Source organism: Streptomyces hundungensis, from assembly GCF_003627815.1.
Classification (GTDB): Bacteria; Actinomycetota; Actinomycetes; order Streptomycetales; family Streptomycetaceae; genus Streptomyces; species Streptomyces hundungensis_A.
In genome coordinates this window covers 5,122,737-5,149,138 of record NZ_CP032698.1, presented here as the reverse complement: position 1 = coordinate 5,149,138, position 26,402 = coordinate 5,122,737, and the positions used below count along the sequence as shown (strand labels likewise).

Below are 26,402 nucleotides of genomic sequence, written 5' to 3'. Positions count from 1 at the left end.
ATTTCCCTTCGTCGTGGAACGTTACGGACGGTTGGGGTGGTTCTCGGACGGTGCGGAGTCGGGGGCGAACCACGGCAGCGCGGCCGTGGTCCTGGTCGGGGCGTCGCCCCGGTCGGGTCCGGGCGGCCCGGGCGGGGCGTCGCCCTGGTCGGGTCCGGGCGCGGGGGCCGGCGCGGCGCGCTCGTGCGGGGTCCGGCGCCGCCCGGGCAGGCGCAAGGTCACCTCCGGCAGACGTACGCCGCGGTGCCGGGCCGGGCCGGTGGGCCCCGGCTCGCCCGGCCGCCGGGGTGTGCGCGGGCGCAGCCGGTCGACGACGGCCATGCCGATGCGGAAGACGGCGGCCGGCACCACCAGGCAGAGCAGGATCCAGAAGAGGGTGACGCCCCAGGGCCGGTCCACCCCCCACGGCTCGGTCGCCAGCAGCTTCTTCGCGTACCGCAAGGAGATCTGGTAGTCGCCGTGGGCGCCCGGGGACAGCTCGAAGTCGAGCTTGATCTCGGCCTTCCCGCCGGGGGCGATGGTGCCCTTCCACTGGCGTTCCTCCCACTGCGGGGCGAACACGCCGTGGGCGGTGCCGAGTTCGAAGACGGGGTCCTTGACGGGGGCCGCGCCCAGGTTGCCCACGGTGAAGACCAGGGTGCGGGCGGGCGGCGCGCCGAACCACGTCAGCAGGGAGCCGCTGCCGTCCAGGCGCGGCTCGGCGAGGACGGCGAGCTTGCCCTCGCCCGCTTCGGAGGGCAGCGGCGCCACCGGGTGTCCCGTGATCGTCAACTCGCTGTCCACCAGGGCCTGTTCGCCCTGAACGGTGGCCACATGGACGACACAGGGGCAGGGCTTGGGCGGCGGCGCGGCCGAGAGGACCTTGCTGAAGGATCCCGTGGCGTCGGTGGTGACGGCCTGACCGTCCGCGTTGGCGCAGGAGTTGGTGCCGCCGATGACGCCGAGCTCGGGGTCTGACTGGCCGCACACGAGCAGCATGAGCAGCGCGCCCGGCCGCCAGCCCTGACCGGTGACCGTGACGTCGGCGCCCTTGGCCGCCTCCGTCGTGGAGAGCGTGACGGAGGGCTTGGCCTTGTTCTCGTCGGCGTGCGCGCGTGCGGGTGTCAGCGGCGCGAGCAGGGCCGTCATCGGCACGAGCAGGGCCAGGAGGGCGATCAACGGCAGGGCGAGGGCCGCGCCCCTCGGACGTGACTTCACTGACGGGCTCCTGTCTGCGCCAACTCGCGTTCCGCTACGTCCACTTCGGCCGGCCCGGCCGACCCGGCCGACCCGGCAGGGCGTCGGCGGCGGCGGACCAGCCGCAGGGCGGTGGCCGCGCCCCCCAGAAGCACGCACCCCGCCCCGGCCACCGCACCCCATGGCACGAACGCCGCGCTCGCCTTCGCGGTGGAGCGGGCGCCGCCGTCCGCGTCGACATCGAGGCGGACGGTGACACGGTCGAGGGCGGGCGGATGCGGCCAGGGCTCGGTCAGTTCGACGCGCTGACCCGGCAGGAGCTCGACGGGCAACTGCCGGGCGGGACGCGCGAGCACCCGGCCGAACACTCCCTCGGCACGCACCGCGAGGCGCGGCATCAACGCGGTGTTGCCCCGGTTCACCAGGGCGTACCGGATGAGCCCGAGGTCCTTGTCGACGCGTACGGACTCGACGGTCAGGGCGCTCAACGTCGGCCCCGGCACCCGCAGTTGGAGGCGGACCCCGACCACGCGGCCGTTCGCCGAGACGACGAGCGCCGCCGGGTGGTCGCCGGGCTGGGCCCCCGGGGGCACGGTGACCGCGAACGGCACGTCGGCGCGGGTGTGCGGCGGGATCCGCACCTCGGGCGCGGCGAGCGCGATCCAGGGGTCGGGCGCCTCGCGCACGGCGAAGTCCCCGTGGGCGGTGTTGTACGCGGCGGCGCCGCGCAGTCCGAGGGTGAGGGGGGCGTCGGAGGGGTTGCTCAACGAGACCGTGTCCTCCAGGACCGTGCCGGGCGCGCCCTCCAGATAGAAGGAGGGTCTCCCGTCGGCGCCGGCCGCGCGGGTTCCGCCGCCGGATGCGGGCGCGGCGGTCCACTCCCCGCTCGCCGGCGGTGCGGCCCGCGCGGCCGGCGCCGCCAGCGCGCACAGCAGCAGGGCCGTGGCCGGCAGGGCCAGGCGGATCGGACGCATCGGCGGCTCCTCGGGTGCGAGGGGGTCTTTCTTGCGGGCGGCGTACGGGAGGGGGGGGTCAGGCCCGCTGATGGCGTCGGGTCAGCCAGAGCACTCCGGCCGCGCCGACCAGGACGACGGTCCCGCCGAGGGTGCCGAGCGCCACGACCGAGTCGAGGGGGCCCGTCTTGGGCAGCGCCGCCGGCTCTCCCCCACCCGTACCGCCCGACCCACCCGTACTGCCCGACCCACTGGCACCACCCGATCCGCCCGCCCCCGTGACGTTCAGCTCCAGGGAGGGGCCGGGGTTGTTGCCCGCGGTGCAGGTCGTGGTGGTGCCGAGCGCCTTGATGGTGAGGACACCCGCGGTGAAGGTGACCTTGCCGTCGCCCTTGGGTACGTAGGTCCCCGACAAGTCGCTGATTTTGATAGGGGTGTTGGCGGGTATCTCCGCGGTGTTGGCGGGACCCTTGACCGCGAGGACGCCCTTGTCGGCGCCGCCCAGGTTGATCACGGCACTGGGGCTCATCGCACCCGCGCCGAGCGCGACCGGGCTGGAGGAGACGCCCTTCTGGAAGGTCATGGTCACGTGGTAGGAACTGCCGCTCTTGACCGCCTTGATGTCGATGGGCGAGACGGCACTCTTCGCGCCGATCGGCGTCTGGCAGTTGTAGTTGACGTCCACGACGGACGCCTGGGCCGCGGGCGCGGTGATCAGCACCACCGAGCCCGCCACCGCCGTCGCCAGCGCGAGAGCTGTCCTCTTCTGGTACGACACCTCGAGTTCCCCCTATGCCGGTGGAGCCGGAGGCCGTCAATTTGCTGACGGCACATCAGATTGGGCGCTCAAGGTACGCCGGGGAGGGTGACGAGGGAAGACACGTGGCAGGGTCGGGGGTGGGGGGCCCGCATCCGCCCCGCCCGCCAAACGCGGCCCCACGCCCGCGCCCCAGCCCCCGGTCACGCGCGGCCCGCGGTCGCGCCTTGCGCAGTTCCCCGCGCCCCTGAACCCGCCTTCGTGTGCGGACCGTGCTCGCTTCTCGCGCAGTTCCCCGCGCCCCTAAACCGTCTCGACCCTGCGGACCGTGGGTGGCTGGTCGCGCAGTTCCCCGCGCCCCCGAAACCCGCTGTCGACTGCGGGCTGTGGTCGCTTCTCGCGCAGTTCCTCGCGCCCCCAAAAACCCCGGTCGTGTGCGGGCCGTGGTCGCTTCTCGCGCAGTTCCCCGCGCCCCTAACTACTCGGTGCGGGGGCACCTACAGCCTGTCCGGCGATTGAGGACGAGCGCCGTTCAGGCGCGAACGGGGGTGCAGGGGGCGGAGCCCCCGCGGGGGTCTGGGGCGGAGCCCCAGGGCTCAGCCCGTTCAACCCGCCGCACGGGTGGGCGGGTGGGCAAACCCGCAGGGGTCTGGGGCGGAGCCCCAGGGCTCAGCCCGTTCAATTCGCCGCACGGGCGGGTGGGTGGGAGAACCCGTGGGGTCTGGGGCGAAGCCCCAGGGGCTGGACCTTTTAACCCGCTGCACGGGCGGGTGGGTGGGCAGACGCCTGGGGTCTGGGGCGGAGCCCCAGGGGGCGGAACCCACCAACCCGCTGCACGGGTGGGTGGGTGGGTGGGAGAACCCGGGGGCTGGGGCGGAGCCATAGGGCTCGGCCGGGTCAGCCCGGCGCACGGGTGGTGGGTGGGAAAACGCCGGGGGGCTGGGGCGGAGCCCCAGGGGGTTAGGCCGGGGCCGCGAGTTCGGCCCAGACCGTTTTGCCGACCGCCCCCGGCGCCCGAACCACACCCCAGTCAAGACAGAGCCGCTGCACGATAAACATGCCGTGCCCCCCGGGCCGCCCAGCCCGATGCGGAGTGCGGGGCGCAGGCTGCCCCGCCCCCAGGTCGCTCACCTCAAGACGCAGGACCTTCGCCGTACGCGAGACCCGCAGCCCCTCGGGCCCCTCGGCGTGCAGACACGCATTGGTGACCAGCTCGGAGACGACGAGCAGCACGTCCTCGCAGGCGGCCCGCCCCTCCGCGGTGGTCGCCGGCATCCAGCCCCAGTCGTAGAGGGCCTGCCTGGTGAAGTCGCGGGCCATCGGTACGATGCCGGTCTCCCCGCTCAGCGCGAGAACGCGGGCGGACACGACAGAGTTCGCGCCGTCGGAATCCGACGGCACGGCGCCAGGCCCTGCGCCGTGGGACTCGGGCCCACGGTCGCCCGGAGCCTGTTCCCGGGTGGTGCTCATCAGCGCTTCACCTCACCGATTCGCCAACGTCTTCAGTCTGCTCCTGCCCGGACGAATCGGGGTCAGTCACACAGATCGGGGTCAGTCACACAGAGCCGTGTCGAGCGAGTCATGCAGGGTGAAGACCGCTTCAGCCCCGGTGATCTCGAACACGCGTGCCACTACGGGCTGCATCGCCACCAGATGGACCGTGCCGCCGACCTCTTCCGCCTTGAGGCGGGCGCCGAGCAGCACGTTGAGTCCGGTGGAGTCGCAGAATTCGAGCTCCGAGCAGTCCACGACCAGTCGGGTACGCCCCTGAGCGATGGCCTCTTCCAGCGGTTCCCTGAGCAGGTCCGCGGTGTGGTGATCGAGCTCACCCGCGGGTGTCAGAACCTCACTGTGGCCAACGGTCCGGACTCCGACCCGGAGCCGGCCCCGATTCGTGCTGCCGACCGTGCCGCGGTCCATGCCGTCCCTCTTCGCCGATTCGTCGTAACTTCCCAAGAACACTACGCCTTCCCTACGTCATCCGGAAGCCGAACATCACACCAAAGCGGACATATACCAACAAAAAAGCCTTGCGGGAGCCTACTTGAAGCGGGTAGGGGTAGTAGTGACAGCTATTTCAACACGACCGGCCATGGAGGCGCCGCACACCGCGGACTACATGTATGGGCATCGGCAGCCATATGCCGAGAACGATGGAGGAGACCCCATGTCACCCCGGCTCGACGAATCGTACGCGGATACGTCGATCAAGCAGGACCCGCAGGACATCCGCCCCCCACACGCACGATCGCACGAAACAGAGGGACTTGAGGGCCTTCCCGAGATCCCGCCCTTCACCGAGGTCGGCCCCGTCGACGCGCGGGCGCTGTCGAAGACGCTGTTCGCCCGTCTCGACACCCTCGAAGAGGGCACCCACGAGCACGCTTACGTGCGCAACACCCTGGTCGAACTGAACCTCGCCCTGGTCAAGTTCGCCGCGTCGCGCTTCCGCTCCCGCAGCGAGCCGATGGAGGACATCATCCAGGTCGGCACCATCGGCCTGATCAAGGCGATCGACCGGTTCGAGTTCGACCGCGGTGTGGAATTCCCCACCTTCGCGATGCCGACCATCGTCGGCGAGATCAAGCGCTTCTTCCGCGACACCTCCTGGTCGGTGCGGGTTCCGCGCAGACTCCAGGAGCTCCGCCTCGACCTCGCCAAGGCGGGCGACGAACTCGCCCAGCAGCTGGATCGCTCGGCCACGGTGGGCGAGCTCGCCGAACGCCTCGGCATCACCAAGGAAGAAGTCGTCGAAGGCATGGCGGCGAGCAACGCGTACACCGCGAGCTCGCTGGACGCGCAGCCCGAGGAGGACGACTCCGAAGGCTCGCTCAACAACCGCATCGGCTACGAGGACCACGACCTCGAAGGCGTCGAGTACATCGAGTCGCTGAAGCCGCTGATCGCGGAACTGCCCGCGCGGGACAAGAAGATCCTGTCGCTGCGCTTCGTCGCCAACATGACGCAGTCCGAGATCGGCGAGGAGCTCGGCATCTCCCAGATGCACGTCTCCCGGCTGCTCTCGCGCACCCTGGGCAAGCTCCGCAAGGGGCTGACGCTCGACGAATGAGCACACGCGTTTGAAGGGTCCGTACCGTCACGGTGCGGACCCTTTCGCGTGGGTGACGCGGCGCGAACGGCTGGGCGCGAGTGCCTCTGCGCACCGTCCGGCCCGGCCGGACGAGTCGGACGGGCCCGGCGTACCGGCGGGTGGGCGCCCGGCGTGAGCTCAGGAGCTCCCCGTGAGCTAATGCAGGGCATGAGCTACTTCATGACCGATCTGTCGGGCACGTCCGTCGAGGAACCCGACGAGGCGACGATGCGCACGATCCTCGACGGCCTCGCCGACGCCGACGACGAGCACCCCGATGTCTCCCTCACCCACGAGAACGGCTGGTCCCTCAGCGCCTTCCCCAGCGGCGAGCTGCTCTGGCTCCTGTGGGAGAACCTCGACGACCCGGACGCGCCCCCGCGCCAGCTCTCGGGTGTGTCCAAGGACGAGGCGCTGCGCCTCTTCGGCCTGCTGGCGAAGGGGGAGACGGAGGAGATCGAGCGCCGCGCCGCCTCGTGAGGGCCCGGTCCCGAGGGGCGCGGGGCGCATATCCGCGGGGCAATCGCGCTCCCGTACGCCTCCCCTCCCCCGCAACCGGCCCCCCGTGCCCCCGGCGTCTCCCAGCAGGTAACCGGAAAGGCGCAGCGGCCCGGGGAGGGCCGTGCGGGCCAAGGGGGGTGCGGCCTGCGGAGAAGAGGCCGTACCGAGTGGAGTTTGTGCGTGACGGTGGGTACGGGGGCAGTGCTGCTCGCCATCGTCGGGGGGCCGGATCCGGCGGTGCCCGAGCGCAGGGTGACCCGGCGGTGGGGGCCGCCGCGGTCGGCTCCGCGCCCCCTGGGTCCACGCCGGGGCCCGGCCCTTCCACGCCACTGGCCGGGCCCCATCACTCCACCTTGGGCCTAGGGCCTGTCCGGCGGATCTTGTCTGGGACGCGGGGGGCCGGCACGCCCATCTGCGGCGTTGTCGTCGGTTGCCGACGCTCCGCGTCGCCGCCCTCCTCCGCCTTGCAGCTGGACGCACCAGCCCCCCGCTCACCAGCACCACAAAGCCAAGGCACCCCGACGGCGACCAGATCCGCCGGACAGGCCCTAGACCCTGCGGCCCGCCCTCCAGACCTCGCTGACTAGCGGGACGCCGGGCCGGTAGGCGAGGTGGACGGGCGAGGGCGCGTCCAGGAACGCCAGGTCGGCGCGGGCCCCCGGGGTGAGGCGGCCGATGTCGGAGCGGCGCAGGGCGGCGGCCCCGCCGGCGGTGGCCGACCAGATCGCCTCGTCGGGGGTCATCTTCATGTCGCGTACGGCGAGCGCGACACAGAACGGCATCGAGGACGTGAAGGACGAGCCCGGATTGCAGTCGGTGGACAGCGCGACGGTGACGCCCGCGTCCAACAGCCGCCTGGCATCCGGCCATTGAGCCCGGGTGGAGAACTCGGCGCCGGGCAGCAGCGTCGCCACCGTGGCACTGTTGGCGAGCGCGTCCACGTCCGCGTCCGTGAGGTGGGTGCAGTGGTCGGCGGACGCGGCCTCCAGCTCCACGGCGAGCTGCACACCGGGCCCGTAGGTGAGCTGGTTGGCGTGGACACGCGGCAGCAGCCCCTTGGCCTTGCCCGCGGTGAGGACGGCCCGCGCCTGGTCCCCGTCGAAGGCGCCCTTCTCGCAGAACACGTCGATCCAACGGGCGTACGGGGCGCAGGCGTCCAGCATCGCGCCGGTCACCAGGTCCACATAGCCGGCCGGGTCGTCGGCGTACTCGGGCGCCACGATGTGCGCGCCGAGGTAGGTGACCTCGTCCGTGTGCTCGGCCGCGACGCGCAGCGCGCGGGCCTCGTCGGCGACGGTCAGGCCGTAGCCGGACTTGGTCTCCAGGGTGGTGGTGCCCTGCCGCAGCGCCTCGGCGAGATAGCGCGCCACATTGGCGCCCAGCGCCTCGTCGCTCGCGGCGCGGGTGGCGGCGACGGTGGTGCGGATGCCGCCGGCCTTGTACGCCTGGCCGCTCATGCGGGCGTTGAACTCCTGCGTTCGGTCGCCCGCGAAGACGAGGTGGGAGTGGGAGTCGACGAAGCCGGGCAGGACGGTTCGGCCCTGCGCGTCGACGGCGTCGTCGGTGGCAGGGGCGTCGGCGGTGCGGCCGGTCCAGGCGATGCGGTCGCCCTCGATGACGAGGGCGGCGTCCTGGATGAGGCCGAGGGGGCTGGGGCCGTGGTCGGGGTCGTTGGTTACGAGGGTGGTGATGTTCCGTACGAGGGTGGTGCGCATGGTGTCCTTTCTATCCCCCACCCCGCCCCTTCCCGAGACCCTCCGGGGGTGGGGCGACGCGGGCCAACTCTCGCCTGCGAGCGTGATCCTTTTCGCGCAGTTCCCCGCGCCCCTTAACTACTCGGTGCCGGCCCGCATCGGCCACCTCAGCCCGTCCGGCGATTGAGGACGAGCGCCGTTCAGGCGCGAGCGGGGTCTGGGGCGGAGCCCCGGGGGTTACGGGTGGTGGAGGGAGGCGATCGCTGAGGCGAGGGACGCGGGGACGTCCGGGAGGAGGACGTGCGCACCGTCGCGGACGATCTGCCGCCCGCCCACCACCACATGCCGCACATCCCCCGCCCCCGCCGCGAACACCACCGTCTCCACCGCCAGCCGCGCCACCGCCCCCGCCGTACGGACGGAGTCGAGCGCCACCGTGGCGAGGTCGGCGAGCGCGCCGGGCTCGATGCGGCCCGCCCCGTCCCAGCCGATCGCGGCGTGCCCGTCGACGGTCGCCGCGCGAAGCAGCGCCGCCGCCGTCCAGTGGCCGCGCGTACGCGTACGGAGCCGCTCGTCGAGCTCCATCGCCCGGGCCTCTTCGAGGAGGTCGATCACCGCGTGGCTGTCGCTGCCCAGCGAGAGCGGCGAGCCGGCCCGCTGGAGGGCGAGCGCGGGGCCGATGCCGTCGGCGAGGTCGCGTTCGGTGGTGGGGCACATGCAGGTGCCGGTGCCGGTGGCGCCGAGCAGCGCGATGTCGTCGTCGGTGAGGTGCGTGTTGTGGACGCCGGTGGTGCGCGGCCCCAGCACCCCGTGCTCGGACAGGAGCCGCGTGGGCGTCATCCCGTACGCGTCGAGGCAGGCGTCGTTCTCGGCGGTCTGCTCGGAGAGGTGGACGTGGAGCGGGGCCCGCCGCTCCTCGGCCCAGCGGGCCACCGTGCCCAACTCCCGCGCGGGGACGGCCCGTACGGAGTGGATGGCCGCCCCGATCTTGGCGTGGTCCCGCTCCTTGAGGGCGGAGCAGCGGTGCGCCCAGGCCTCGGCGGTGCCGTCGGAGAACCGCGTCTGGTGGTGGTTGGGGGCGGCGCCGAAACCGGAGGACAGGTACGCCGTGTCGAGCAGCGTGATGCGGATCCCCGCCTCGGCGGCCGCGGCGATCAGGGCCTCGCCCATCGCGTTGGGGTCGTCGTAGGGGGTGCCGCCCGGCGCGTGGTGCAGATAGTGGAACTCGCCGACGGCGGTGATCCCGGCGAGCGCCATCTCCGCGTACACCGCGCGGGCGAGCGCGTGGTAGGAGTCCGGGGTGAGCCGGGAGGCGACCTGGTACATGGTCTCGCGCCAGGTCCAGAACGTGCCCGAGCCGACCTGGACGGTGGAGCGCAGGGCGCGGTGGAAGGCGTGCGAGTGGGCGTTGGCGAGGCCGGGAATGGTGAACCCGCGCAGCACGACGGCGCCGGGGGGCGGCGCCTCGACTCCCTTGCGGACGGCCGCGATCCGCCCGTCGTCGCCGACCTCCACGGCCACGCCCGGCTCGACGTCGGGGTCGAGCCAGGCGTGTTCCAGCCAGTACGTCACCTGCACGCCAGGCCCTCCAGTACATCGGCGAGTGCGAGGACTCCGGCGACGCAGTCGTCCTCGCCGGCGAACTCGGCCGGCGAGTGCGAGACGCCGGTGGGGTTGCGCACGAACAGCATGGCGGTCGGGATCGAACCCGACAGGATCCCGGCGTCGTGTCCGGCGCCGGTGCCCAGGACGGGGATGCCGCCGCCGAGGATCTTGGCGATCTCGTCCCGCAGGGCGTGCTCGAACTCCACGACGGGCGTGAACGACTCGCGTACGACGCTCAGGTCCACGCCGTCGCGCTCGGCGCGCTCGCGGGCGGCCCGCTCGATCGCGGTGACGACGGTGTCCAGGGTGGACTGGTCGGCGGCGCGCGAGTCCAGCCAGCCGCGCACCATCGACGGGATGGCGTTGACGCCGTTGGGCTCGCACGAGATCTTCCCGAACGTGGCTACGGCGCCCGCGAGTTCGGCCTCGCGGCGGGCGGCGAGGACGGTCTCGGCGTACGTCAGCATCGGGTCGCGCCGGTCGACGAGGCGGGTGGTGCCGGCGTGGTTGGCCTCGCCCGCGAAGTCGAACCGCCAGCGGCCGTGCGGCCAGATCGCCGAGGCGATGCCTACGGCGTCGCCGCTCAGGTCGAGCGCCCTGCCCTGTTCGACGTGCAGCTCGACGAACGCGCCGATGCGGGCGAGGCGTTCGGGGTCGGGGCCGATGGCGTCCGGGTCGTACCCGGCCCGCTCCATGGCCTGCGGCAGGCTCACGCCGTCCGCGTCGCGCAGCCGGTGCGCGGCCTCCACGGTGAGCTGTCCGGCGGTGAGCCGGGAGCCGACGCAGGCGAGGCCGAACCGGGCGCCCTCCTCGTCGCCGAAGTTGGTGATGGCGAGCGGGCGGGTCAACTCGGCGCCCCGGCGCCGGAGTTCGTCGAGTGCGGCGAAGGACGACACGACGCCCAGGGGGCCGTCGAAGGCGCCGCCGTCCGGTACGGAGTCGAGGTGCGAGCCGGTGACGACGGCGTCGCCGGCCTCGGGGTCGCCGGCCCAGGCCCACTGGTTCCCGTTCCGGTCCACCTCGTAGCCGAGTCCGCGGGATTCGGCCTGTGCCCGGAACCAGGCGCGGCAGTCGGCGTCGGCGGGGGTCCAGGCGTGGCGGCGGTAGCCGTGGGTGTCGGCGTCGCGGCCGATGGGGGCCAGCTCACGCCACATCTCCTGGAAGGAGCTCCCCCCACCCCGCCCCTCCCCGAAACCCTCTGGGGGAATCGCCCCGGCCGCGGACCGTGCGTGGTTGCTCGCGCAGTTCCCCGCGCCCCTGGCAGGGTTCGGGGCGGGCGCGTCCGCGGGCCTGGCCGCATCGGTGCTGGGCTCCGCGGGCATACCCAGCCCGTCCGGCGATTGAGGACGAGCGCCCTCAAGGCGCGAACGGGGGTCCGGGGGCAGAGCCCCCGGGGCCTGGACCCGGTCGCCCGCGGACCGTGCGTGGTTGCTCGCGCAGTTCCCCGCGCCCCTGGCAGGGTTCGGGGCGGGCGCGTCCGCGGGCCTGGCCGCATCGGTGCTGGGCTCCGCAGGCATACCCAGCCCGTCCGGCGATTGAGGACGAGCGCCCTCAAGGCGCGAACGGGGGTCCGGGGGCAGAGCCCCCGGGGAGGGGTGGGTGGTCACTCGCCCTCCCGCATGGGGACGCGTACGCCCTTCTCGTCCGCCACCCGCTCCGCGATGTCGTATCCCGCATCGACATGCCGAATGACACCCATCCCGGGGTCATTGGTGAGGACCCGGCGGATCTTCTCGCCCGCCAGCTTCGTGCCGTCCGCCACCGACACCTGCCCCGCGTGGATGGACCGGCCCATGCCGACACCCCCACCGTGGTGGATCGAGACCCAGGACGCCCCGGAGGCGACGTTGACCATCGCGTTCAGGAGCGGCCAGTCGGCGATCGCGTCGGAGCCGTCGAGCATCGCCTCGGTCTCGCGGTACGGGGAGGCCACCGAGCCACAGTCGAGGTGGTCGCGACCGATCGCCAGCGGCGCCGCGAGCGTGCCGTCCGCGACCATGTCGTTGAACATGGAGCCCGCCTTGTCCCGCTCGCCCTGGCCGAGCCAGCAGATGCGCGCGGGCAGACCCTGGAAGTGGACGCGCTCGCCGGCCATCTTGATCCAGCGGTGCAGGGACTCGTTCTCGGGGAAGAGGTCGAGCAGCGCCTTGTCGGTCTTGTGGATGTCGGACGCCTCGCCCGACAGGGCCGCCCAGCGGAAGGGGCCCTTGCCCTCGCAGAACAGCGGCCGGATGTAGGCGGGGACGAAGCCGGGGAAGGCGAACGCCCGCTCGTAGCCCGCCAGTTGAGCCTCGCCGCGGATGGAGTTGCCGTAGTCGAAGACCTCGGCCCCGGCGTCCATGAAGCCGACCATCGCCTCGACGTGCCGGGCCATGGACTCCCGCGCGCGGGTGGTGAAGCCCGCCGGGTCCTTCGCCGCGTACGCCGCCATGTCGTCGAAGGCGACCCCGACGGGGAGGTAGGCGAGCGGGTCGTGGGCCGAGGTCTGGTCGGTCACGATGTCGATCGGGGCGCCCTCGGCGAGCATCCGCGGCAGGAGCTCCGCCGCGTTGCCGAGCAAGCCGATGGAGAGCGGACGGCGGGCGTCGCGCGCCTCGACGGCCAGCTGGAGCGCGTGCTCCAACGAGTCGGCCCGCACGTCCAGGTAGCGGTGTTCGATGCGGCGCTCGATGGCGCGCGGGTCGACGTCGATACAGATCGCGACGCCGTCGTTCATCGTCACGGCGAGCGGCTGGGCGCCGCCCATGCCGCCGAGGCCGGCGGTGAGCGTGATCGTTCCGGCGAGCGTGCCGTTGAACTTCTTGGCGGCGACCGCGGCGAACGTCTCGTACGTGCCCTGGAGGATGCCCTGGGTGCCGATGTAGATCCAGGAGCCGGCCGTCATCTGGCCGTACATGGTCAGACCCAGCGCCTCCAGGCGGCGGAACTCCTCCCAGTTGGCCCAGTCGCCGACCAGGTTGGAGTTGGCGATCAGGACGCGCGGCGCCCACTCGTGGGTCTGCATGACGCCGACGGGGCGCCCGGACTGGACGAGCATCGTCTCGTCCTGCTTGAGGGTCCGCAGCGTACGCACCATGGCGTCGAAGGAGCGCCAGTCGCGGGCGGCCTTGCCGGTGCCGCCGTAGACGACGAGCTGGTCGGGGTGTTCGGCGACCTCGGGGTCGAGGTTGTTCTGGAGCATGCGCAGCGCGGCTTCCTGCTGCCATCCCAGGGCGCTCAGTTCCGTACCGCGCGGTGCCCGTACGGGGCGGGGTCCTGACATGGCGCTGCCTCCTCGTGACCTGATCCAGATATTCACATCCTGGGTCACTGAATAGAACTAGTCAATACCGCCCGAGGGTCTGCGCCCGGGCCCGCCCGGTGATTGGCTTGATCGCATGACCACCCAGGCAACGTCCCCCTCGGTCGGGACCGCTGCGGCGCGGCGCCGCGAACAGGCCGTGCGGGCCGCGGTGGAGCAGGGCCTGGCCGGGCCCGACGCCCCCATCGTCGCCCTCCTCGACACCACCGGCATCCGCGCGGCCGCCGCCGCCCTGCGCGCCGCCTTCGCCGCCGTCACCGACGCCCCCGTCCTGCACGCCTTCGCCGTGAAGGCCTGCCCCCTGGTGCCGGTCCTGCGCCTCCTGCGCGCCGAGGGCCTGGGCGCCGAAGTGGCGAGTCCGGGCGAGCTCGCGCTCGCCAGGGCCGCGGGCGTCGGCCCCGCCGACACCGTGCTCGACTCGCCCGCCAAAACCCCCGCCGACCTGCGCGAAGCGCTCGACCTCGGCATCGCCGTCAACGCGGACAACCCCCAGGAGCTGGCCCGCCTGGACGCGCTGATCGAGGCGTCCCCGATCGCCTCGCCGATCGGCCTGCGGGTCAATCCGCAGCTCGGCGCGGGCTCCATCGACGCGCTGTCCACGGCGACGGCCACCTCCAAGTTCGGGGTGGCCCTGCTCGACGACGGCGCCCGGGAGTGGGTGGTGCGGGCGTACGCGGAGCGCCCCTGGCTGACCCGGCTGCACACCCACTCCGGCTCCCAGGGCGTGGCGCTCTCCCTGATGGCGCGGGGCGTCCGGGTGGCCTACGAGCTCGCCGAGGAGATCAACGCGGCGGTCGGACACCGTCAGGTCGACACCCTCGACATCGGCGGCGGGCTCCCGGTCAACTTCGGCTCCGACGAGGAGACGCCGACGTACGCCGCCTACGCCCATCTGCTGAAGGAGGAGGTGCCGGGTCTGTTCGACGGGAGGTACGGCCTGGTGACGGAATTCGGCCGCTCACTGCTGGCGAAGCACGGGCTGGTCGTCGCCCGGGTGGAGTACGCGAAGCGTTCGGGCGGCCGCCCCATCGCGGTCACCCACGCCGGGGTGCAGATCGCCGCCCGGACCGTGTACGCGCCCGCCTCCTGGCCGCTGCGGATCGAGGCGTACGACGCGAAGGGCCGGCTCAAGCAGGGCCCGGCCGTCGCCCAGGACATCGCGGGGCCCGCCTGCTTCGCGGGCGACCTGCTCGCCGAGAACCGCCCGCTGCCCCTGCTCGAACAGGGCGACTACACGGCGGTCCTGGACACCGGGGCGTACTACTTCGCGCATCACTACTCCTACAACTCCCTTGCCAGGCCCGGTATTTACGGCTTCGCCGAGACCCCGGAAGGCATCCGGTTCGCGCCCGTGCGTACCCCGCAGCCGATCGAGGACCTGGTCGTGGAGGCGGGCGGCGCGCACGCCGAGGCCCTGCTGTGACCACCCGCATGTAATCGGCCATCGCCTCGAACTCCCGCCCCGGCACCCGGAGTTCGGCTCTGCCCAAAGGGCCGCGCACCCTAGCCAAGCCGGGCATGCGCCGCTGGAAAATGCCAGAACTCCCACCAGCACATGCAACCGTGCGTAACGTCTTCGTCGCTGCCGCACGTCCGTTCGGCAGCGCCGAAGACCATCCATGCGCCGCGCCGGGAGGGAGTTCCGCGTGCCCGGAATCGACGAGTGCCTGCTCGAGGCGATGCTGCTGCCGGGAGCGCTCGGGGCGGGCGTGGCCGACTGGACCAGCGGGCTCGCCCTCGGCGCCATCGGGCAGGCCCCCGGCGGCGACCACGAGGCCACCGCCGCCGAGACCGCGGAGCTTGCCCGGATGGCCGCCGAGCACCCGGGCTTCGGCGTGGCCCCCTCCCTCGGCACACCGGACCTGTCGGCCACCGGCCCACCCGTCGAGGACCTGATCATCACCACCCGTACCGCCTACCACCTGCTCTGTTTCGTCGAGACGGCCTTCGACAGCAGCGTCTTTCTGCACCTGTGGCTCGACCGCGGCGAAGGCAATCTCGCCCTCGCCCGGCTGCGCCTGCGCGATCTGGCCGAACGGCTGGTGCTGTGAGAGCCATGGCGATGGAGAGACCCGCCCCCGAGACGCGCACGGCCGTCTCGCCCATGCTCGTTCGTCTCGTCGCCGAGCGGGCGACCGGCGCCCTGCTGCGCGACCGGGGCACCCTCTACCTCTGCGAAGGCCAGGTGGTGCACGCGGAGAGCCCCGCGGCGCCCGGCATCGACGTGCTGCTCACCGCGGCCGGGCGGCTGCGGCCCGAGGGCTGGCGCGAGGCCGTCGACCGGGCGGGCCCGCGCGGCCGGGTCGGCCGCTACCTGGTGGAGAGCGGCCAGGTCGGCGACGGCGAACTGGAGCTCTGCCATCTGGGCGCCCTGCACGACGCGGCGTTCTTCGCCCTCGCCCCCAGCAGCGGGCCCACCCGGTTCCGGTACGGGGTGGGCCACTGGATGGGTCCCATACGCCCCGTACCCGCCGAGACGGTGGAGCGGGAAGCGGCCCGCCGCAGGGAGCTCCTCGACCGGATCTGGCCCTGCCCGGACCTTGACACCGCCCCCCTGGTGCGCGGCCGGCGCCCACCGGACACCCCGCTCACCGTGGGCCAGCGGGCGGTGTTGAGCCGAATCGACGGGACGCGCACCCCCCAGGACATCGCTCGGGAGATCGGCCGGCCCGCCTTCCACACCCTGATCGACGTGCGCAGGCTGGCGGCCCTCGGGGCCGTCGAGACCCCGCGCACCACCCCGCCGGAGCCGCCGGAAGGCCTCGCCTGGGCCGCCCGGCTGGCCGCGGAGACGACCGCCCCCGATGTCGCGCTGCTGCAACGGCTGCGCGACGCGCTGGAGGCCACGCTGTGATACGCGCACTGCGGCAGCGCGCCGAGAGGAGACAGCTGATGGCGGCGGAGGCGGAAGTCGCTGAAGTCCTGGAAGAACTACGGAGGTTGAGGGCGCGGCTGCCTCAGCTCACCGGTGTGCTCGCGGCGAGCTCGGACGGTTTCGTGCTCGCCCAGGACGGCGCCGCACAGGCCGTCGAGAGCGTCGCAGCCCTCACCGCCGCGGCGCTCGGCGTCGCCCAGCGGCTGGCCGAGTCCACCGGACAGGGCGCCTTCCGCGAGCTGTTGGTGCGCGGCGAGTCGGGTTACGTCGCCACCTACGCGGCGGGCTCCACCGCCGTGCTGACCCTCCTCGCCGAGCCGCGCGTCAACGTCGGCCGGCTCCATCTCGAAGCGCGCCGCTCCAGCACGCGCGTCGGCGAGCTGATCGACGGCGCCCTCGACCGGCAGGAGACCCCATGAACGGCCCCGGCACACCGAGCCGGAACAGCCCCCGAAGGAAAGGGAGTACGACCCCGATGAGCAACACCGAAACCACGCTCAAGGAAGCGATGACCTCGATCGAGGGCGCCCTGGGCGCGGCCCTCGTCGACTACAGCAGCGGCATGGCCCTGGGCACCCTGGGCGGCGGCAAGGACCTCGACCTGACGGTGGCCGCCGCCGGGAACACCGATGTGGTGCGCGCCAAGCTGCGGACCATGGAGATGCTCGGCCTCAAGGAGGAGATCGAGGACATCCTGATCACGCTCGACGGCCAGTACCACCTGATCCGGCTGCTCAAGGGCCGGGGCAACACCGGTCTGTTCCTCTATCTCGCGCTGGACAAGAAGCGCGCCAATCTCGCGATGGCCCGCCACCAGCTGAAGAAGATCGAGAACGAACTGGAAGTGTGAACCGGGGCCGGGTGCTCCGCGCGCGGCAAGCTACTCCACGAAGAGGCCGCGCGCGGCGGCTCCCGCGTCGAACTCCTCCAGGCGCGCCTGCGCGTCCGGCAGGTCGTCGCACATGGCTTCCAGGAGCACCCGGCCGAGCAGCATCGGCGCGCACGCCGTGTCGAACGCGAGCCCGGTGCCCACGGCCGCCGGGATCAGCAGGTCGCTGTGTTTGGCGACCGGCGCGAACGCGGAGTCGGCGACGGTGACCACGGTCAGCCCGGCGGAGCGCGCGTGGGCGAGCGCCTCCACGACCTCCCTGGGGTGGCGCGGCAGCGCGAAGCACAGCAGCGCCGAGGCCCCGGCCCGCACGGCCGCGTCGATGCGGTCGGCCAGCATGGTGCCGCCCTCGTCGAGCAGCCGCACATCGGGGTGGACCTTGGCCGCGAAGTAGGCGAAGCCGCGGGCCTGCGAGGACGCCGCGCGCAGACCGAGCACGGGCAGCGGCCGGGACGCGGCGAGCAGCCGGCCCGCGTTCTCGACGGGTCCGGGGTCCGCGAGCAGCCCGGCGAGGTGCTGGAGGTTCTCGATCTCGGCCCGGACGGCCTGCTGGTACTCGTTGTACGAGGTCTCGGCGGGTTCGTCGGCCGCGACCGGCGCCACCTCGCGCAGATGGCGGCGGAGCGCCGGGTAGCCGTCGAAGCCGAGGGCGACCGCGAACCGGGTCACCGAGGGCTGGCTGACCCCGGCGAGTTCGGCGAGCTCGACGCTGGACAGGAACGGCACGTCGGCGGCCTGGCGCACCATGCAGTGCGCGATGCGCCGCTGGGTCGGGGTCAGCCGGTGCCCCTCGAAGAGCTGTTGCAGCCGTGCGGCCGGGCCCTCGCTCATGCCGTCCCCCTTCATGCGCATCGCCCCAACTCCCTTGCCGAGACGCCCGGTTCGTACCCCATCACGGACCGCCGGGGCGCGGCGCCGGCGGGGCCGCGCGCGGGGCGGAACGGGCCGGAGCCCGGACGCCCCGAGAGAGTACAGCGCGGCCGGGCGGCCATCGGCGCTTTATTCAGTCACCCAGAACTCTGCATGACGATATACAGCCGGGCAAGCCCGGGCGCCTCCAGGCCTGGAACGAGCACACCCGCGCCGCCGCTTTCCGCTCGTGCCGTCACGAGTACGGATACGGGGGTTAGCCCCCCTGTGGAACGGGCCGCCGCTGCGTACCGTGACAACCATGGACGCCCGTGACACCGAGCCCCGGCCCAGCCTCGTGAAGGACGCCGAGCTCAAGAAGGAACTCGACGCCACCCTGCACGCCCGCAGGGAGCTCGGCCCCGAGTACGAGCCCGCCCTCGTCGACTCCTTTCTGGAGAAGGTCGAGCAGCGGGTCGACGCCTCGGTGGACCGGCGCGTGCGGCGGCAGCTGGCGGAGCAGCAGATAGTCGTGGCCCGGGGCGGGCAGCCCGCGCGGAGCGGCACGGAGAGCCATTTCGGCGAGCGGTTCGGCTTCGCCATGGTCTCGCTGATCCTCGCGGTGCCGCTCTCCGCGATCGGCGGGGTCAACGCCGGCTTCAAGGGCCTCCTGGTGACCTGGTTCGGCATCGTCGCCGTCAACGCCGTCCACGCGGCGCACCGCTGGCCCTGGCCGCGCCCCGGGCGCTTCGACCGGGACGACTGAGCCCCAACTCGCTTGAGCCAACGCCTGGTTGATCCGCGCCACAGCGGAAGGTGATCGCGGGGACCGCCGCACCCCCGGTTGCCCGAGGGGCGGGACGACGGCGGTCCCCGCGAGGGACACGGGCCGGGTCAGGCCGGGCCTCCGCGTCCTGGGCGCCGAAGTCCGGGAGCCGCTCCGGAGGTTTCTGACGCCGCTGGTGGCGCCGGCCCGGTCCCCCTGCCAGGGTCCCTCGGCCGACATCCACCACTGTGCACGAGCCGTGTTAAGCCGGTGCTGCGCGCACATGTCACGCGCGTACCGGTTGTGCGACGGGCGCGGCGCCGCGACTGTGTCCGCCGCGCCTCCCGCCCCACCCGCCACGGGCCCCGACTCCCTTCCCCCGCAAGGGAGTTGGGGGAGCCGGGGCGGGCGTGGACGCTACGGAACCTGCTGCGGGGTGCGGGCCAGGAAGGCCAGCAGGTCCTGGCGGCTGACCACACCGGTCGGCTTGCCCTCGACCAGCACGATCGCCGCGTCCGCCTTGCCGAGCACGGACATCAGGTCGCCGACCGGCTCGCCCGAGCCGACCTGCGGCAGCGGCGAGCTCATGTGCTTCTCCAGCGGGTCGTCGAGCAGGGCGCGCTGGGTGAACAGGGCGTCGAGCAGCTCGCGTTCGACGACCGAGCCGATGACCTCGGCGGCCATCACATCGGGGTGTCCCGCGCCCGGCTTGACGATGGGCATCTGCGAGACGCCGTACTCGCGCAGCACCTCGATGGCCTGGCCGACCGTCTCCTCGGGGTGCATGTGCACCAGCGAGGGCAGGTGTCCGTGCTCCTTGAAGCCGAGCACGTCGGAGACGCGCGCCGAGGGGCCGGCCTCCTCAAGGAAGCCGTAGTCCGCCATCCACTCGTCGTTGAAGATCTTCGAGAGGTAGCCGCGGCCGGAGTCCGGCAGGAGCACCACGACCACGTCGTCGGGGCCGAGCCCCTCGGCGACCCTGAGCGCGGCCACCACGGCCATGCCGCAGGAGCCGCCGACCAGAAGGCCCTCCTCCTTGGCCAGACGACGGGTCATCTGGAAGGAGTCCTTGTCGGACACGGCGACGATCTCGTCGGTCACGCTCTGGTCGTAGGCGGTCGGCCAGAAGTCCTCGCCGACGCCCTCGACCAGGTACGGCCGGCCGGAGCCGCCGCTGTAGACGGAGCCCTCCGGGTCCGCGCCGACGATCCGCACCTTCCCGTCGCTGGCCTCCTTGAGGTAGCGGCCGGTGCCGGTGATGGTGCCGCCGGTGCCGACGCCCGCGACGAAGTGGGTGATCTTCCCCTCGGTCTGCTCCCACAGTTCGGGACCGGTGGTCTCGTAGTGCGAACGGGGGTTGTTCGGGTTGCTGTACTGGTCCGGCTTCCAGGCGCCGGGCGTCTCGCGCACCAGGCGGTCGGAGACGTTGTAGTACGAGTCCGGGTGCTCCGGGTCGACGGCGGTCGGGCAGACCACGACCTCGGCACCGTACGCGCGCAGCACGTTGATCTTGTCCGTCGACACCTTGTCAGGGCAGACGAAGATGCACTTGTAGCCCTTCTGCTGGGCCACGATGGCCAGGCCGACACCCGTGTTGCCGCTGGTCGGCTCGACGATGGTGCCGCCGGGCTTGAGCGCGCCGGACTGCTCGGCCGCCTCGATCATGCGGACGGCGATCCGGTCCTTCACCGAGCCGCCCGGGTTGAAGTACTCGACCTTGGCCAGGACTGTCGCCTGAATGCCCTGGGTCACACTGTTGAGCCTCACCAGCGGGGTGTTGCCTACGAGGCTGATCATCGAGTCGTGGAATCGCACCGTTGTCTCCGGGTCTCCGATTAGGTACCGCCAGCGTATGCGGACCCCGACGGGGTGTTCACCTTTGCACGGGATTGAGCGACACCCGCTACCGGGCAGTTAGCTCTTGTACGACTGCACGTTCCATGGAGGTGGCGGGTGGCGGGGACCGGTTCGAGGGCGAGGGCGGCACGGCGGATCGCGACGGGCGCGGCGTTCGGCGGCGGTGGCATCGGGCTGATCGCGGGGGCCGCGGTCGGCGTCGTCCTGGCCGAGGTGGCGCTCGCGAAGCGCTCGGTGGGGAGCGGGTCCCCGCAGGCGCCGAACGCGGACGGGCTGTACGGGACGGCCTTCGCGGACGGCACGCCGCCCCTCAGGCTCGGCATGCTGGGCGACTCGACGGCGGCCGGCCAGGGGGTACGCAGAGCCGGTCAGACCCCGGCGGCGCTGCTGGCCTCCGGTCTCGCGGCGGTCGCCGAGCGCATGGTGACGCTGCGGAACGTGGCGCTGCCCGGCGCCCGCTCGGACGACCTCGAACGCCAGGTGTCCCTGCTGCTCGCGGACCCCGACCGCCTCCCCGACGTCTGCGTGATCATGATCGGCGCGAACGACGTCACCACCCGGATGGCACCCACCACCTCGGTGCGCTACCTCTCCACCGCGGTCCGCAGACTGCGCACCGCGGGGGCCGAGGTGGTCGTCGGCACCTGTCCGGACCTCGGCACCATCGAACCCGTCTACCAGCCGCTGCGCTGGCTGGCCCGCCGGGTCTCGCGCCAGCTCGCGGCCGCGCAGACGATCGTGGTGGTCGAGCAGGGCGGCCGTACGGTCTCGCTCGGCCATCTGCTCGGACCCGAGTTCGCGGCGAACCCCCGGGAGCTGTTCGGGCCGGACAACTACCACCCCTCGGCCGAGGGGTATGCGACGGCGGCGATGGCGGTGCTGCCCACGCTCTGTGCGGCGCTCGGCCTGTGGCCGGAGTCCGACCACCCCGACGCCTCGCGCAACGAGGACATCCTGCCGGTGGCGAAGGCGGCCTCGGCCGCGGCGGCCCAGGCGGGCACCGAGGTCACGGGCGTGCGTGCGCCCTGGGCGCTGCTCAAGTACCGCCGCAGGCGGCGCCTTCCGGCCCCGGTGGAGCCCACCCCCAACGGCTCGCGCACGGGGCCCTGAGGGAGGTGGTCCGGCCGGGAGGGCCGCGGACGGCCCGGCACGGCAGGGGCGGGTCGCGCACGACCGACCCGCCGACCGGGCCGCTCCTGAGCAACCGCTTAGAAAAGAGTCCGGCATCACACGCCACCCCGGATGACCAATCCAGTACGTACGGGTAACTTCCCAGAGAGTCCTGCCTTCCCATCCCTTGGAGCCGTGATGCCCGAAGCCGTGATCGTCTCTGCCGCCCGTTCCCCCATCGGCCGCGCCTTCAAGGGTTCCCTCAAGGACCTGCGCCCGGACGACCTGACCGCCACGATCATCGAGGCCGCCCTCGCCAAGGTGCCCGGCCTCGACCCGCGCGACATCGACGACCTGATGCTCGGCTGCGGCCTGCCCGGCGGCGAGCAGGGCCACAACCTCGGCCGCATCGTGGCCGTACAGATGGGCATGGACCACCTGCCGGGCTGCACCATCACCCGGTACTGCTCGTCCTCGCTCCAGACCTCGCGCATGGCGCTGCACGCCATCAAGGCGGGCGAGGGCGACGTGTTCATCTCGGCCGGCGTCGAGATGGTGTCCCGCTCCGTCAAGGGCTCCTCCGACGGCCTGCCCGACACCCACAACCCGTTCTTCGCGGACGCCGAGGCGCGCACCGCCGCCGTCGCGCAGTCCGAGGGCTCCGACTGGCACGACCCGCGCGAGGACGGCCTGGTGCCGGACGCGTACATCGCGATGGGCCAGACCGCCGAGAACCTCGCCCGCCTCAAGGGGATCTCGCGGCGCGAGATGGACGAGTTCGGCGTGCGGTCGCAGAACCTCGCCGAGGAAGCCATCAAGAACGGCTTCTGGGAGCGCGAGATCACGCCCGTGACGACCCCGGACGGCACCGTGGTCAGCAAGGACGACGGCCCCCGCGCGGGCGTCACCCTGGAAGGCGTCGAGGGCCTCAAGCCCGTCTTCCGCCCGGACGGACTGGTCACCGCCGGCAACTGCTGTCCGCTGAACGACGGCGCCGCCGCCCTCGTCATCATGAGCGACACCAAGGCGCGCGAGCTGGGTCTGACCCCGCTGGCCCGCATCGTCTCCACCGGCGTGACCGGCCTGTCGCCCGAGATCATGGGCCTCGGCCCGGTCGAGGCGTCCCGCCAGGCCCTGAAGCGGGCCGGCCTGACCGTCGACGACATCGACCTCTTCGAGATCAACGAGGCGTTCGCCGCCCAGGTGATCCCGTCCTACCAGGACCTCGGCATCCCGCTGGACAAGCTGAACGTCAACGGCGGCGCCATCGCGGTCGGCCACCCCTTCGGCATGACCGGCGCCCGCCTCACCGGCACGCTGATCAACAGCCTCCAGTTCCACGACAAGCAGTTCGGTCTGGAGACCATGTGCGTCGGCGGTGGCCAGGGCATGGCGATGGTCATCGAGCGTCTCAGCTGACGCCAACGAGGCGGCCGGAGCGCTGCGTTGACCCCTGGTCGACGCAGCGTTGACGCCCGGTCCGCCCCCGTCGCCTCCCGGAACGCCACGCCTGGCCCCCTGACCAGGCCACTCGCCTCCCACGGGGTACCCAGGGCCAACCCTTCCGCGTCCTAACCGTGACCGAATCTCCCCCAGGATGTGACGTATCTCCTGCGGAAACAGAGTTTCCGCAGGTCAGATGCGGTGCAGGGGTAAACGCGAGGCCGAAAGACCTGTCCATTTCGTGACGTAATGCACTGACAGCACGAGCGGGCTCACGACAAGCTGATGTAGGAAGTCGGGGAATCGTTTGAATCCGGGAGTACGTCAGTGAGCGCCATGCCTCTTGCCCTACTGCTGACCACGGCCGCTGCCACGGCCGTGGGCGCCGCTGCCCTGCACGCTGCCCACGGGCTGCGCAGGCAGGTCGTGGCCCTGCGCGAAGACCTGGCAGCCGCCCGTGCCGAACACCGCGCCGACACCGCCGTGACCCTGCCCCAGCAGGCCCGCTCCGCCGCGACCCCGGCCGCCGAAATACGCGCCGCCGTCGCCGAGGCCCTCGCCGAGGAGCGGGAGCGCGAGCTGGCCGAGGCGCGCGCCTTCTGGGCCGCCCAGGAGGCCAGGGACGCCGCCGACGCGCCCTCCCCGATGCTGGGCGGGCTCGCGGGGCTCGGTGAGGACGCCGCGTTCTTCCTGCCCCGCCAGGCGGACTTCGTGGGCCTGGAGGCCGAGGCCCTGGAGCTGGCCGAGGAGTTCCCCGAGGACTCCCCCGAGCTCGCCGCGGCCCGCCGCCGCCACCCCTCGCACCCCGACTTCGTGCCGGTCCAGACGCCCGTCGTCGCCGACCACGAGGCCACCGTCTCGCGCCTGGAGGAGCTCGCCGAGTCCCGCACCGCGCTCGCGGACGTGCGCCCGGGGCCGCTCGGCACGCTCGACGTGTACGTCTTCGCCGACGGCACCACGCTCTGCATGACCCCGGGCCACCGCGAGACCGCGGAGCGCCTCTCGGACGCCCTGCGCGACGGCGAGGCGCCGGTGCTGCTCGGCGGCTCCGGGGTCTCCGGGGCATACGCGCTGACCTTCTCCTGCGGCGAGGAGAGCGTCTACATCCTCGCGGACCGGGTCATCGCCTCGCTCTGAATCCTCGCGCCTCGCGGGCCGGGTCATCGCCCCGCTCCGAGGCAGTGCCCGACGCCCGCCAGGGGCGCCGCCGCTAACCGAAGGCCCGTTCCTCCGCGGCTTCCACCCGCTTCACGGCCCCGTCCGGCTCCCCGCCGGGCGGGGTCTTCGCGTGGTGCAGGGCCTGCGCCAGATCCCGTCCGGCGACCATGACCTGATCCGCGACCGCGAAGACCCCCGCGTCCGGCATGGCCAGCGGCTCGCGCGCCGGGTCCTCGACGCGCTGCGCGAGGAGCGCCAACTCCCGTGCGAGCGCGAGCGCTTCGGCGGCGGCGCCACGGCGAAGGCGGCTCTCGGGGGCGGCCCGCAACCGGTCGGCGAAGCGGTCCACGGCCAAGATCAGGGGGTTCACATCGAGCACGCCGCGACCCTACGCGCCTCCCCCGCACTGTTGCCAATACGCGCACCCTCAGGCACGGTGCAGTGAAGGCCAGTTCGCGCGCAATGCCCCCGGAGGCGCCGATGTCCCAAGTCTTCTCCGATGAGACCCACCGCAACCTGCTCTCCCGCATCCCCCATTGCACCGGTCGTGAAGTGTCCGACTGGCTCCGCACCGTCGAGGAAGGCCCCTCCCTCTGCCGCTTCGAGGAGAAGGTGCGCTGGCTCCGGAGCGAGCACGATCTCGCCTATGGACACGCCAAGGCGATCATCCATGAGTACGACCTGAGGCGAGCCGCCCGCCGGCTGCTCTAGTTCCGGGAGGAACCTCCGGCTTCCCGCACCCCCGAGGGAAGCGCACCGCCCCTTCGCCCCGTCGACGACCCGTCGGCGGGGCGAAGCGCTGCCCCCGCCCCTCTCGCAAAAGCGTCCCGGTCCGCCTTCAGTAGGTGAACTCCCTTGCCCCGCAAGGCCTTTCACCGCTTTACCTCTTGACGCTCCCGGCGACGGGGAGCACAGTGACCGCGCAGCCCGTCGCTGAGAGCGCTCTCAGAGCGCTCTCTTTCCGAGAGAGGCCCCCCACATGCGCCCCACACCCCACAGACGCGGCCCGGCCCGACGAGCCCTGGTCGCCGTCCTGTCCACCCTCGGCCTCGCCGCCGCCTCGGCCGCGGTCGTCGCCCTGCCCGCGAGCGCCTCCGCCCCGCCGCCGCCCGCGGGCTGGTCCACCGTGTTCAGCGACGACTTCAACGGCCCCGCCGGGTCGGGAGTGGACACCGCCAACTGGCAGTACACGACCGGCACCAGCTACCCCGGCGGACCCGCCAACTTCGGCACCGGCGAGGTCGAGACGATGACCTCGTCCACCAACAACGTGGCGCTCGACGGCGCCGGAAACCTGCGCATCACCCCGCAGCGCGACGCCTCCGGCCACTGGACCTCGGGCCGCGTCGAGACCCGCCGCTCCGACTTCCAGCCCCCGGCCGGCGGCAAGCTCCGCATCGAGTCGCGCCTGCGGATGCCCGATGTGACGGGCGCCGCCGCCAAGGGCTACTGGCCGGCGTTCTGGGCGCTGGGCGCGCCCTTCCGCGGCAACTGGTGGAACTGGCCCGGCATCGGCGAGCTCGACATCATGGAGAACGTCCAGGGCCTGAACAACAACTGGTCCACGATGCACTGCGGCACCAGCCCCGGCGGCCCCTGCAACGAGACCACCGGCATCGGCGGCCAGAAGGCCTGCGACGGATCCACCTGTCAGGGCGGCTTCCACACCTACGCCGTCGAGTGGGACCGCTCGGGTTCGGTCGAGCAGATGCGCTTCTACTTGGACGGCGTCAACTTCCACACCGTGAACCAGAACCAGGTCTCCGCGGCGACCTGGACCAACGCCACCAACCACGGGTATTTCGTCATCCTGAACGTCGCCATGGGCGGCGGCTTCCCCGACGCGTTCGGCGGCGGCCCCGACGCGGGCACCCAGCCGGGCCACTCCCTGGTCGTCGACTACGTCACCGTGCTCCAGGCCGGCTCCGGCACGACGCCGCCCACCACCCCGCCCACCGGCAACCGCGACGCCTACGGCACCCTCCAGGCCGAGTCGTACGACCAGCAGTCGGGCGTGGTCAAGGAGGCCACCACCGACAGCGGCGGCGGTCAGGACATCGGCTCCCTCGCCAACGGCGACTGGGCGCTCTACAAGGGCGTCGCCTTCGGCTCGACGCCGGCCCGGCAGTTCTCCGCGAGGGTGGCGAGCGGGGCGGCCGGCGGGGTCAGCGGTCTGGTGGAGGTACGCCTGGACAGCCCGAGCAGCGCGCCCGTCGGCAGCTTCGCCCTCGCCAACACGGGCGGCTGGCAGAGCTGGCGCACCGTCCCCGCCAACATCAGCGGCGTCACCGGCACCCATGACGTGTATCTGACCTTCACCAGCGGCCAGGGCGCGGACTTCGTGAACGTCAACTGGTTCACCTTCGGCCACTGATGA

The 26,402-nt window shown here is 72.5% G+C and carries 25 protein-coding genes; 13 read left to right on the top strand and 12 right to left on the bottom strand.

Features of this window, described 5'->3' with window-relative positions; genetic code table 11:
* Positions 1–21: 21 nt before the first annotated feature.
* From DWB77_RS22870 to DWB77_RS22850, 5 genes are all read right to left on the bottom strand, one after another.
* A complete protein-coding gene (locus DWB77_RS22870) occupies positions 22–1,197 on the bottom strand; it encodes a hypothetical protein (RefSeq protein WP_120723028.1) in 1,176 nt (391 codons plus the stop codon).
* The gene (locus DWB77_RS22865) at positions 1,194–2,150 is read right to left on the bottom strand and encodes a hypothetical protein (protein ID WP_120723027.1); all 957 of its coding nucleotides are present in this window, start codon (positions 2,148–2,150) and stop codon (positions 1,194–1,196) included. The genes DWB77_RS22870 and DWB77_RS22865 overlap by 4 nt, the downstream gene beginning before the upstream one ends.
* A gap of 58 nt (positions 2,151–2,208) precedes the next feature.
* Complete coding sequence (locus tag DWB77_RS22860) at positions 2,209–2,907, bottom strand: peptidase (protein ID WP_120723026.1); 699 nt, start codon at positions 2,905–2,907, stop codon at positions 2,209–2,211.
* Between the two features lie 939 nt (positions 2,908–3,846).
* Complete coding sequence (locus tag DWB77_RS22855) at positions 3,847–4,356, bottom strand: ATP-binding protein (protein ID WP_120723025.1); 510 nt, start codon at positions 4,354–4,356, stop codon at positions 3,847–3,849.
* 81 nt (positions 4,357–4,437) lie between these two features.
* Positions 4,438–4,806 (bottom strand): STAS domain-containing protein, encoded by a 369-nt coding sequence (locus tag DWB77_RS22850; RefSeq protein ID WP_120728122.1) that lies wholly within the window; start codon positions 4,804–4,806, stop codon positions 4,438–4,440.
* A gap of 247 nt (positions 4,807–5,053) precedes the next feature.
* Between DWB77_RS22850 and DWB77_RS22845 the strand changes: the two genes are divergently transcribed.
* Positions 5,054–5,956, top strand: a complete 903-nt coding sequence (locus DWB77_RS22845) for an RNA polymerase sigma factor SigF (RefSeq protein ID WP_246033612.1) — start codon at positions 5,054–5,056, stop codon at positions 5,954–5,956.
* 189 nt (positions 5,957–6,145) lie between these two features.
* The gene (locus tag DWB77_RS22840) at positions 6,146–6,457 is read left to right on the top strand and encodes a hypothetical protein (protein WP_162952593.1); all 312 of its coding nucleotides are present in this window, start codon (positions 6,146–6,148) and stop codon (positions 6,455–6,457) included.
* A gap of 569 nt (positions 6,458–7,026) precedes the next feature.
* Here DWB77_RS22840 and hutI read toward each other — a convergent pair.
* From hutI to hutU, 4 genes are all read right to left on the bottom strand, one after another.
* Entirely contained in the window at positions 7,027–8,193 is a 1,167-nt protein-coding gene (hutI, locus tag DWB77_RS22835; RefSeq protein ID WP_120723023.1) for an imidazolonepropionase, read from the bottom strand.
* Positions 8,194–8,409: 216 nt separating this feature from the next.
* Positions 8,410–9,750, bottom strand: coding sequence for a formimidoylglutamate deiminase (locus tag DWB77_RS22830; RefSeq protein WP_120723022.1), 1,341 nt, complete (start codon positions 9,748–9,750; stop codon positions 8,410–8,412).
* Positions 9,741–10,931 (bottom strand): allantoate amidohydrolase, encoded by a 1,191-nt coding sequence (locus DWB77_RS22825; RefSeq protein ID WP_120723021.1) that lies wholly within the window; start codon positions 10,929–10,931, stop codon positions 9,741–9,743. The genes DWB77_RS22830 and DWB77_RS22825 overlap by 10 nt, the downstream gene beginning before the upstream one ends.
* Positions 10,932–11,380: 449 nt before the next feature.
* A complete protein-coding gene (gene hutU / locus DWB77_RS22820) occupies positions 11,381–13,039 on the bottom strand; it encodes a urocanate hydratase (RefSeq protein ID WP_120723020.1) in 1,659 nt (552 codons plus the stop codon).
* Between the two features lie 115 nt (positions 13,040–13,154).
* On the opposite strand from hutU, the gene DWB77_RS22815 reads away from it, so the two are divergent.
* The 5 genes from DWB77_RS22815 (at position 13,155) to DWB77_RS22795 (ending at position 16,803) form a co-directional block, all read left to right on the top strand.
* On the top strand, positions 13,155–14,501 hold the full coding sequence (locus DWB77_RS22815; RefSeq protein WP_120723019.1) for a diaminopimelate decarboxylase: 1,347 nt from the start codon (positions 13,155–13,157) through the stop codon (positions 14,499–14,501).
* 223 nt (positions 14,502–14,724) lie between these two features.
* Positions 14,725–15,129 (top strand): hypothetical protein, encoded by a 405-nt coding sequence (locus tag DWB77_RS22810; protein WP_120723018.1) that lies wholly within the window; start codon positions 14,725–14,727, stop codon positions 15,127–15,129.
* A gap of 5 nt (positions 15,130–15,134) precedes the next feature.
* Positions 15,135–15,932 (top strand): transcriptional regulator, encoded by a 798-nt coding sequence (locus DWB77_RS22805; RefSeq protein ID WP_120723017.1) that lies wholly within the window; start codon positions 15,135–15,137, stop codon positions 15,930–15,932.
* 38 nt (positions 15,933–15,970) lie between these two features.
* Complete coding sequence (locus DWB77_RS22800; protein WP_246033611.1) at positions 15,971–16,372, top strand: roadblock/LC7 domain-containing protein; 402 nt, start codon at positions 15,971–15,973, stop codon at positions 16,370–16,372.
* A gap of 56 nt (positions 16,373–16,428) precedes the next feature.
* Complete coding sequence (locus DWB77_RS22795; RefSeq protein WP_120723015.1) at positions 16,429–16,803, top strand: hypothetical protein; 375 nt, start codon at positions 16,429–16,431, stop codon at positions 16,801–16,803.
* 30 nt (positions 16,804–16,833) lie between these two features.
* Here DWB77_RS22795 and DWB77_RS22790 read toward each other — a convergent pair whose 3' ends face one another.
* Entirely contained in the window at positions 16,834–17,673 is an 840-nt protein-coding gene (locus DWB77_RS22790; protein WP_120728118.1) for a MurR/RpiR family transcriptional regulator, read from the bottom strand.
* 340 nt (positions 17,674–18,013) lie between these two features.
* On the opposite strand from DWB77_RS22790, the gene DWB77_RS22785 reads away from it, so the two are divergent.
* Positions 18,014–18,457 carry a hypothetical protein gene (locus DWB77_RS22785; RefSeq protein WP_120723014.1) on the top strand — a complete coding sequence of 148 codons (444 nt, stop codon included), beginning with the start codon at positions 18,014–18,016 and terminating at the stop codon, positions 18,455–18,457.
* 417 nt (positions 18,458–18,874) lie between these two features.
* On the opposite strand, the gene DWB77_RS22780 is transcribed toward DWB77_RS22785, so the two are convergent.
* Positions 18,875–20,272, bottom strand: coding sequence for a cystathionine beta-synthase (locus DWB77_RS22780; RefSeq protein ID WP_120723013.1), 1,398 nt, complete (start codon positions 20,270–20,272; stop codon positions 18,875–18,877).
* A 138-nt stretch (positions 20,273–20,410) separates the two neighbouring features.
* Here DWB77_RS22780 and DWB77_RS22775 point away from each other — a divergent pair, with 138 nt between their 5' ends.
* The 3 genes from DWB77_RS22775 (at position 20,411) to DWB77_RS22765 (ending at position 24,004) form a co-directional block, all read left to right on the top strand.
* Positions 20,411–21,424 (top strand): SGNH/GDSL hydrolase family protein, encoded by a 1,014-nt coding sequence (locus DWB77_RS22775; RefSeq protein WP_120723012.1) that lies wholly within the window; start codon positions 20,411–20,413, stop codon positions 21,422–21,424.
* A gap of 198 nt (positions 21,425–21,622) precedes the next feature.
* On the top strand, positions 21,623–22,843 hold the full coding sequence (locus DWB77_RS22770; RefSeq protein ID WP_120723011.1) for an acetyl-CoA C-acetyltransferase: 1,221 nt from the start codon (positions 21,623–21,625) through the stop codon (positions 22,841–22,843).
* A 360-nt stretch (positions 22,844–23,203) separates the two neighbouring features.
* Positions 23,204–24,004, top strand: coding sequence for a hypothetical protein (locus tag DWB77_RS22765; RefSeq protein ID WP_174248608.1), 801 nt, complete (start codon positions 23,204–23,206; stop codon positions 24,002–24,004).
* A gap of 73 nt (positions 24,005–24,077) precedes the next feature.
* Here DWB77_RS22765 and DWB77_RS22760 read toward each other — a convergent pair whose 3' ends face one another.
* Positions 24,078–24,404 carry a hypothetical protein gene (locus DWB77_RS22760; protein ID WP_120723010.1) on the bottom strand — a complete coding sequence of 109 codons (327 nt, stop codon included), beginning with the start codon at positions 24,402–24,404 and terminating at the stop codon, positions 24,078–24,080.
* A 101-nt stretch (positions 24,405–24,505) separates the two neighbouring features.
* Here DWB77_RS22760 and DWB77_RS22755 point away from each other — a divergent pair, with 101 nt between their 5' ends.
* Complete coding sequence (locus DWB77_RS22755; protein ID WP_120723009.1) at positions 24,506–24,736, top strand: DUF4287 domain-containing protein; 231 nt, start codon at positions 24,506–24,508, stop codon at positions 24,734–24,736.
* Positions 24,737–25,004: 268 nt separating this feature from the next.
* On the top strand, positions 25,005–26,399 hold the full coding sequence (locus tag DWB77_RS22750; protein ID WP_120723008.1) for a glycoside hydrolase family 16 protein: 1,395 nt from the start codon (positions 25,005–25,007) through the stop codon (positions 26,397–26,399).
* The last annotated feature ends 3 nt before the right edge of the window (positions 26,400–26,402 follow it).

What these genes read in the sequence shown, in the direction of transcription:
- DWB77_RS22865 (WP_120723027.1), bottom strand. Translation starts at nt 2,150, where the DNA reads ATGCGTCCGATCCGCCTGGCCCTGCCGGCCACGGCCCTGCTGCTGTGC.
- DWB77_RS22855 (WP_120723025.1), bottom strand. Translation starts at nt 4,356, where the DNA reads ATGAGCACCACCCGGGAACAGGCTCCGGGCGACCGTGGGCCCGAGTCC.
- DWB77_RS22850 (WP_120728122.1), bottom strand. Translation starts at nt 4,806, where the DNA reads ATGGACCGCGGCACGGTCGGCAGCACGAATCGGGGCCGGCTCCGGGTC.
- DWB77_RS22845 (WP_246033612.1), top strand. Translation starts at nt 5,054, where the DNA reads ATGTCACCCCGGCTCGACGAATCGTACGCGGATACGTCGATCAAGCAG.
- DWB77_RS22840 (WP_162952593.1), top strand. Translation starts at nt 6,146, where the DNA reads ATGAGCTACTTCATGACCGATCTGTCGGGCACGTCCGTCGAGGAACCC.
- hutI (WP_120723023.1), bottom strand. Translation starts at nt 8,193, where the DNA reads ATGCGCACCACCCTCGTACGGAACATCACCACCCTCGTAACCAACGAC.
- DWB77_RS22825 (WP_120723021.1), bottom strand. Translation starts at nt 10,931, where the DNA reads ATGTGGCGTGAGCTGGCCCCCATCGGCCGCGACGCCGACACCCACGGC.
- hutU (WP_120723020.1), bottom strand. Translation starts at nt 13,039, where the DNA reads ATGTCAGGACCCCGCCCCGTACGGGCACCGCGCGGTACGGAACTGAGC.
- DWB77_RS22815 (WP_120723019.1), top strand. Translation starts at nt 13,155, where the DNA reads ATGACCACCCAGGCAACGTCCCCCTCGGTCGGGACCGCTGCGGCGCGG.
- DWB77_RS22805 (WP_120723017.1), top strand. Translation starts at nt 15,135, where the DNA reads ATGGCGATGGAGAGACCCGCCCCCGAGACGCGCACGGCCGTCTCGCCC.
- DWB77_RS22800 (WP_246033611.1), top strand. Translation starts at nt 15,971, where the DNA reads ATGGCGGCGGAGGCGGAAGTCGCTGAAGTCCTGGAAGAACTACGGAGG.
- DWB77_RS22795 (WP_120723015.1), top strand. Translation starts at nt 16,429, where the DNA reads ATGAGCAACACCGAAACCACGCTCAAGGAAGCGATGACCTCGATCGAG.
- DWB77_RS22790 (WP_120728118.1), bottom strand. Translation starts at nt 17,673, where the DNA reads ATGAGCGAGGGCCCGGCCGCACGGCTGCAACAGCTCTTCGAGGGGCAC.
- DWB77_RS22785 (WP_120723014.1), top strand. Translation starts at nt 18,014, where the DNA reads ATGGACGCCCGTGACACCGAGCCCCGGCCCAGCCTCGTGAAGGACGCC.
- DWB77_RS22770 (WP_120723011.1), top strand. Translation starts at nt 21,623, where the DNA reads ATGCCCGAAGCCGTGATCGTCTCTGCCGCCCGTTCCCCCATCGGCCGC.
- DWB77_RS22765 (WP_174248608.1), top strand. Translation starts at nt 23,204, where the DNA reads ATGCCTCTTGCCCTACTGCTGACCACGGCCGCTGCCACGGCCGTGGGC.
- DWB77_RS22755 (WP_120723009.1), top strand. Translation starts at nt 24,506, where the DNA reads ATGTCCCAAGTCTTCTCCGATGAGACCCACCGCAACCTGCTCTCCCGC.
- DWB77_RS22750 (WP_120723008.1), top strand. Translation starts at nt 25,005, where the DNA reads ATGCGCCCCACACCCCACAGACGCGGCCCGGCCCGACGAGCCCTGGTC.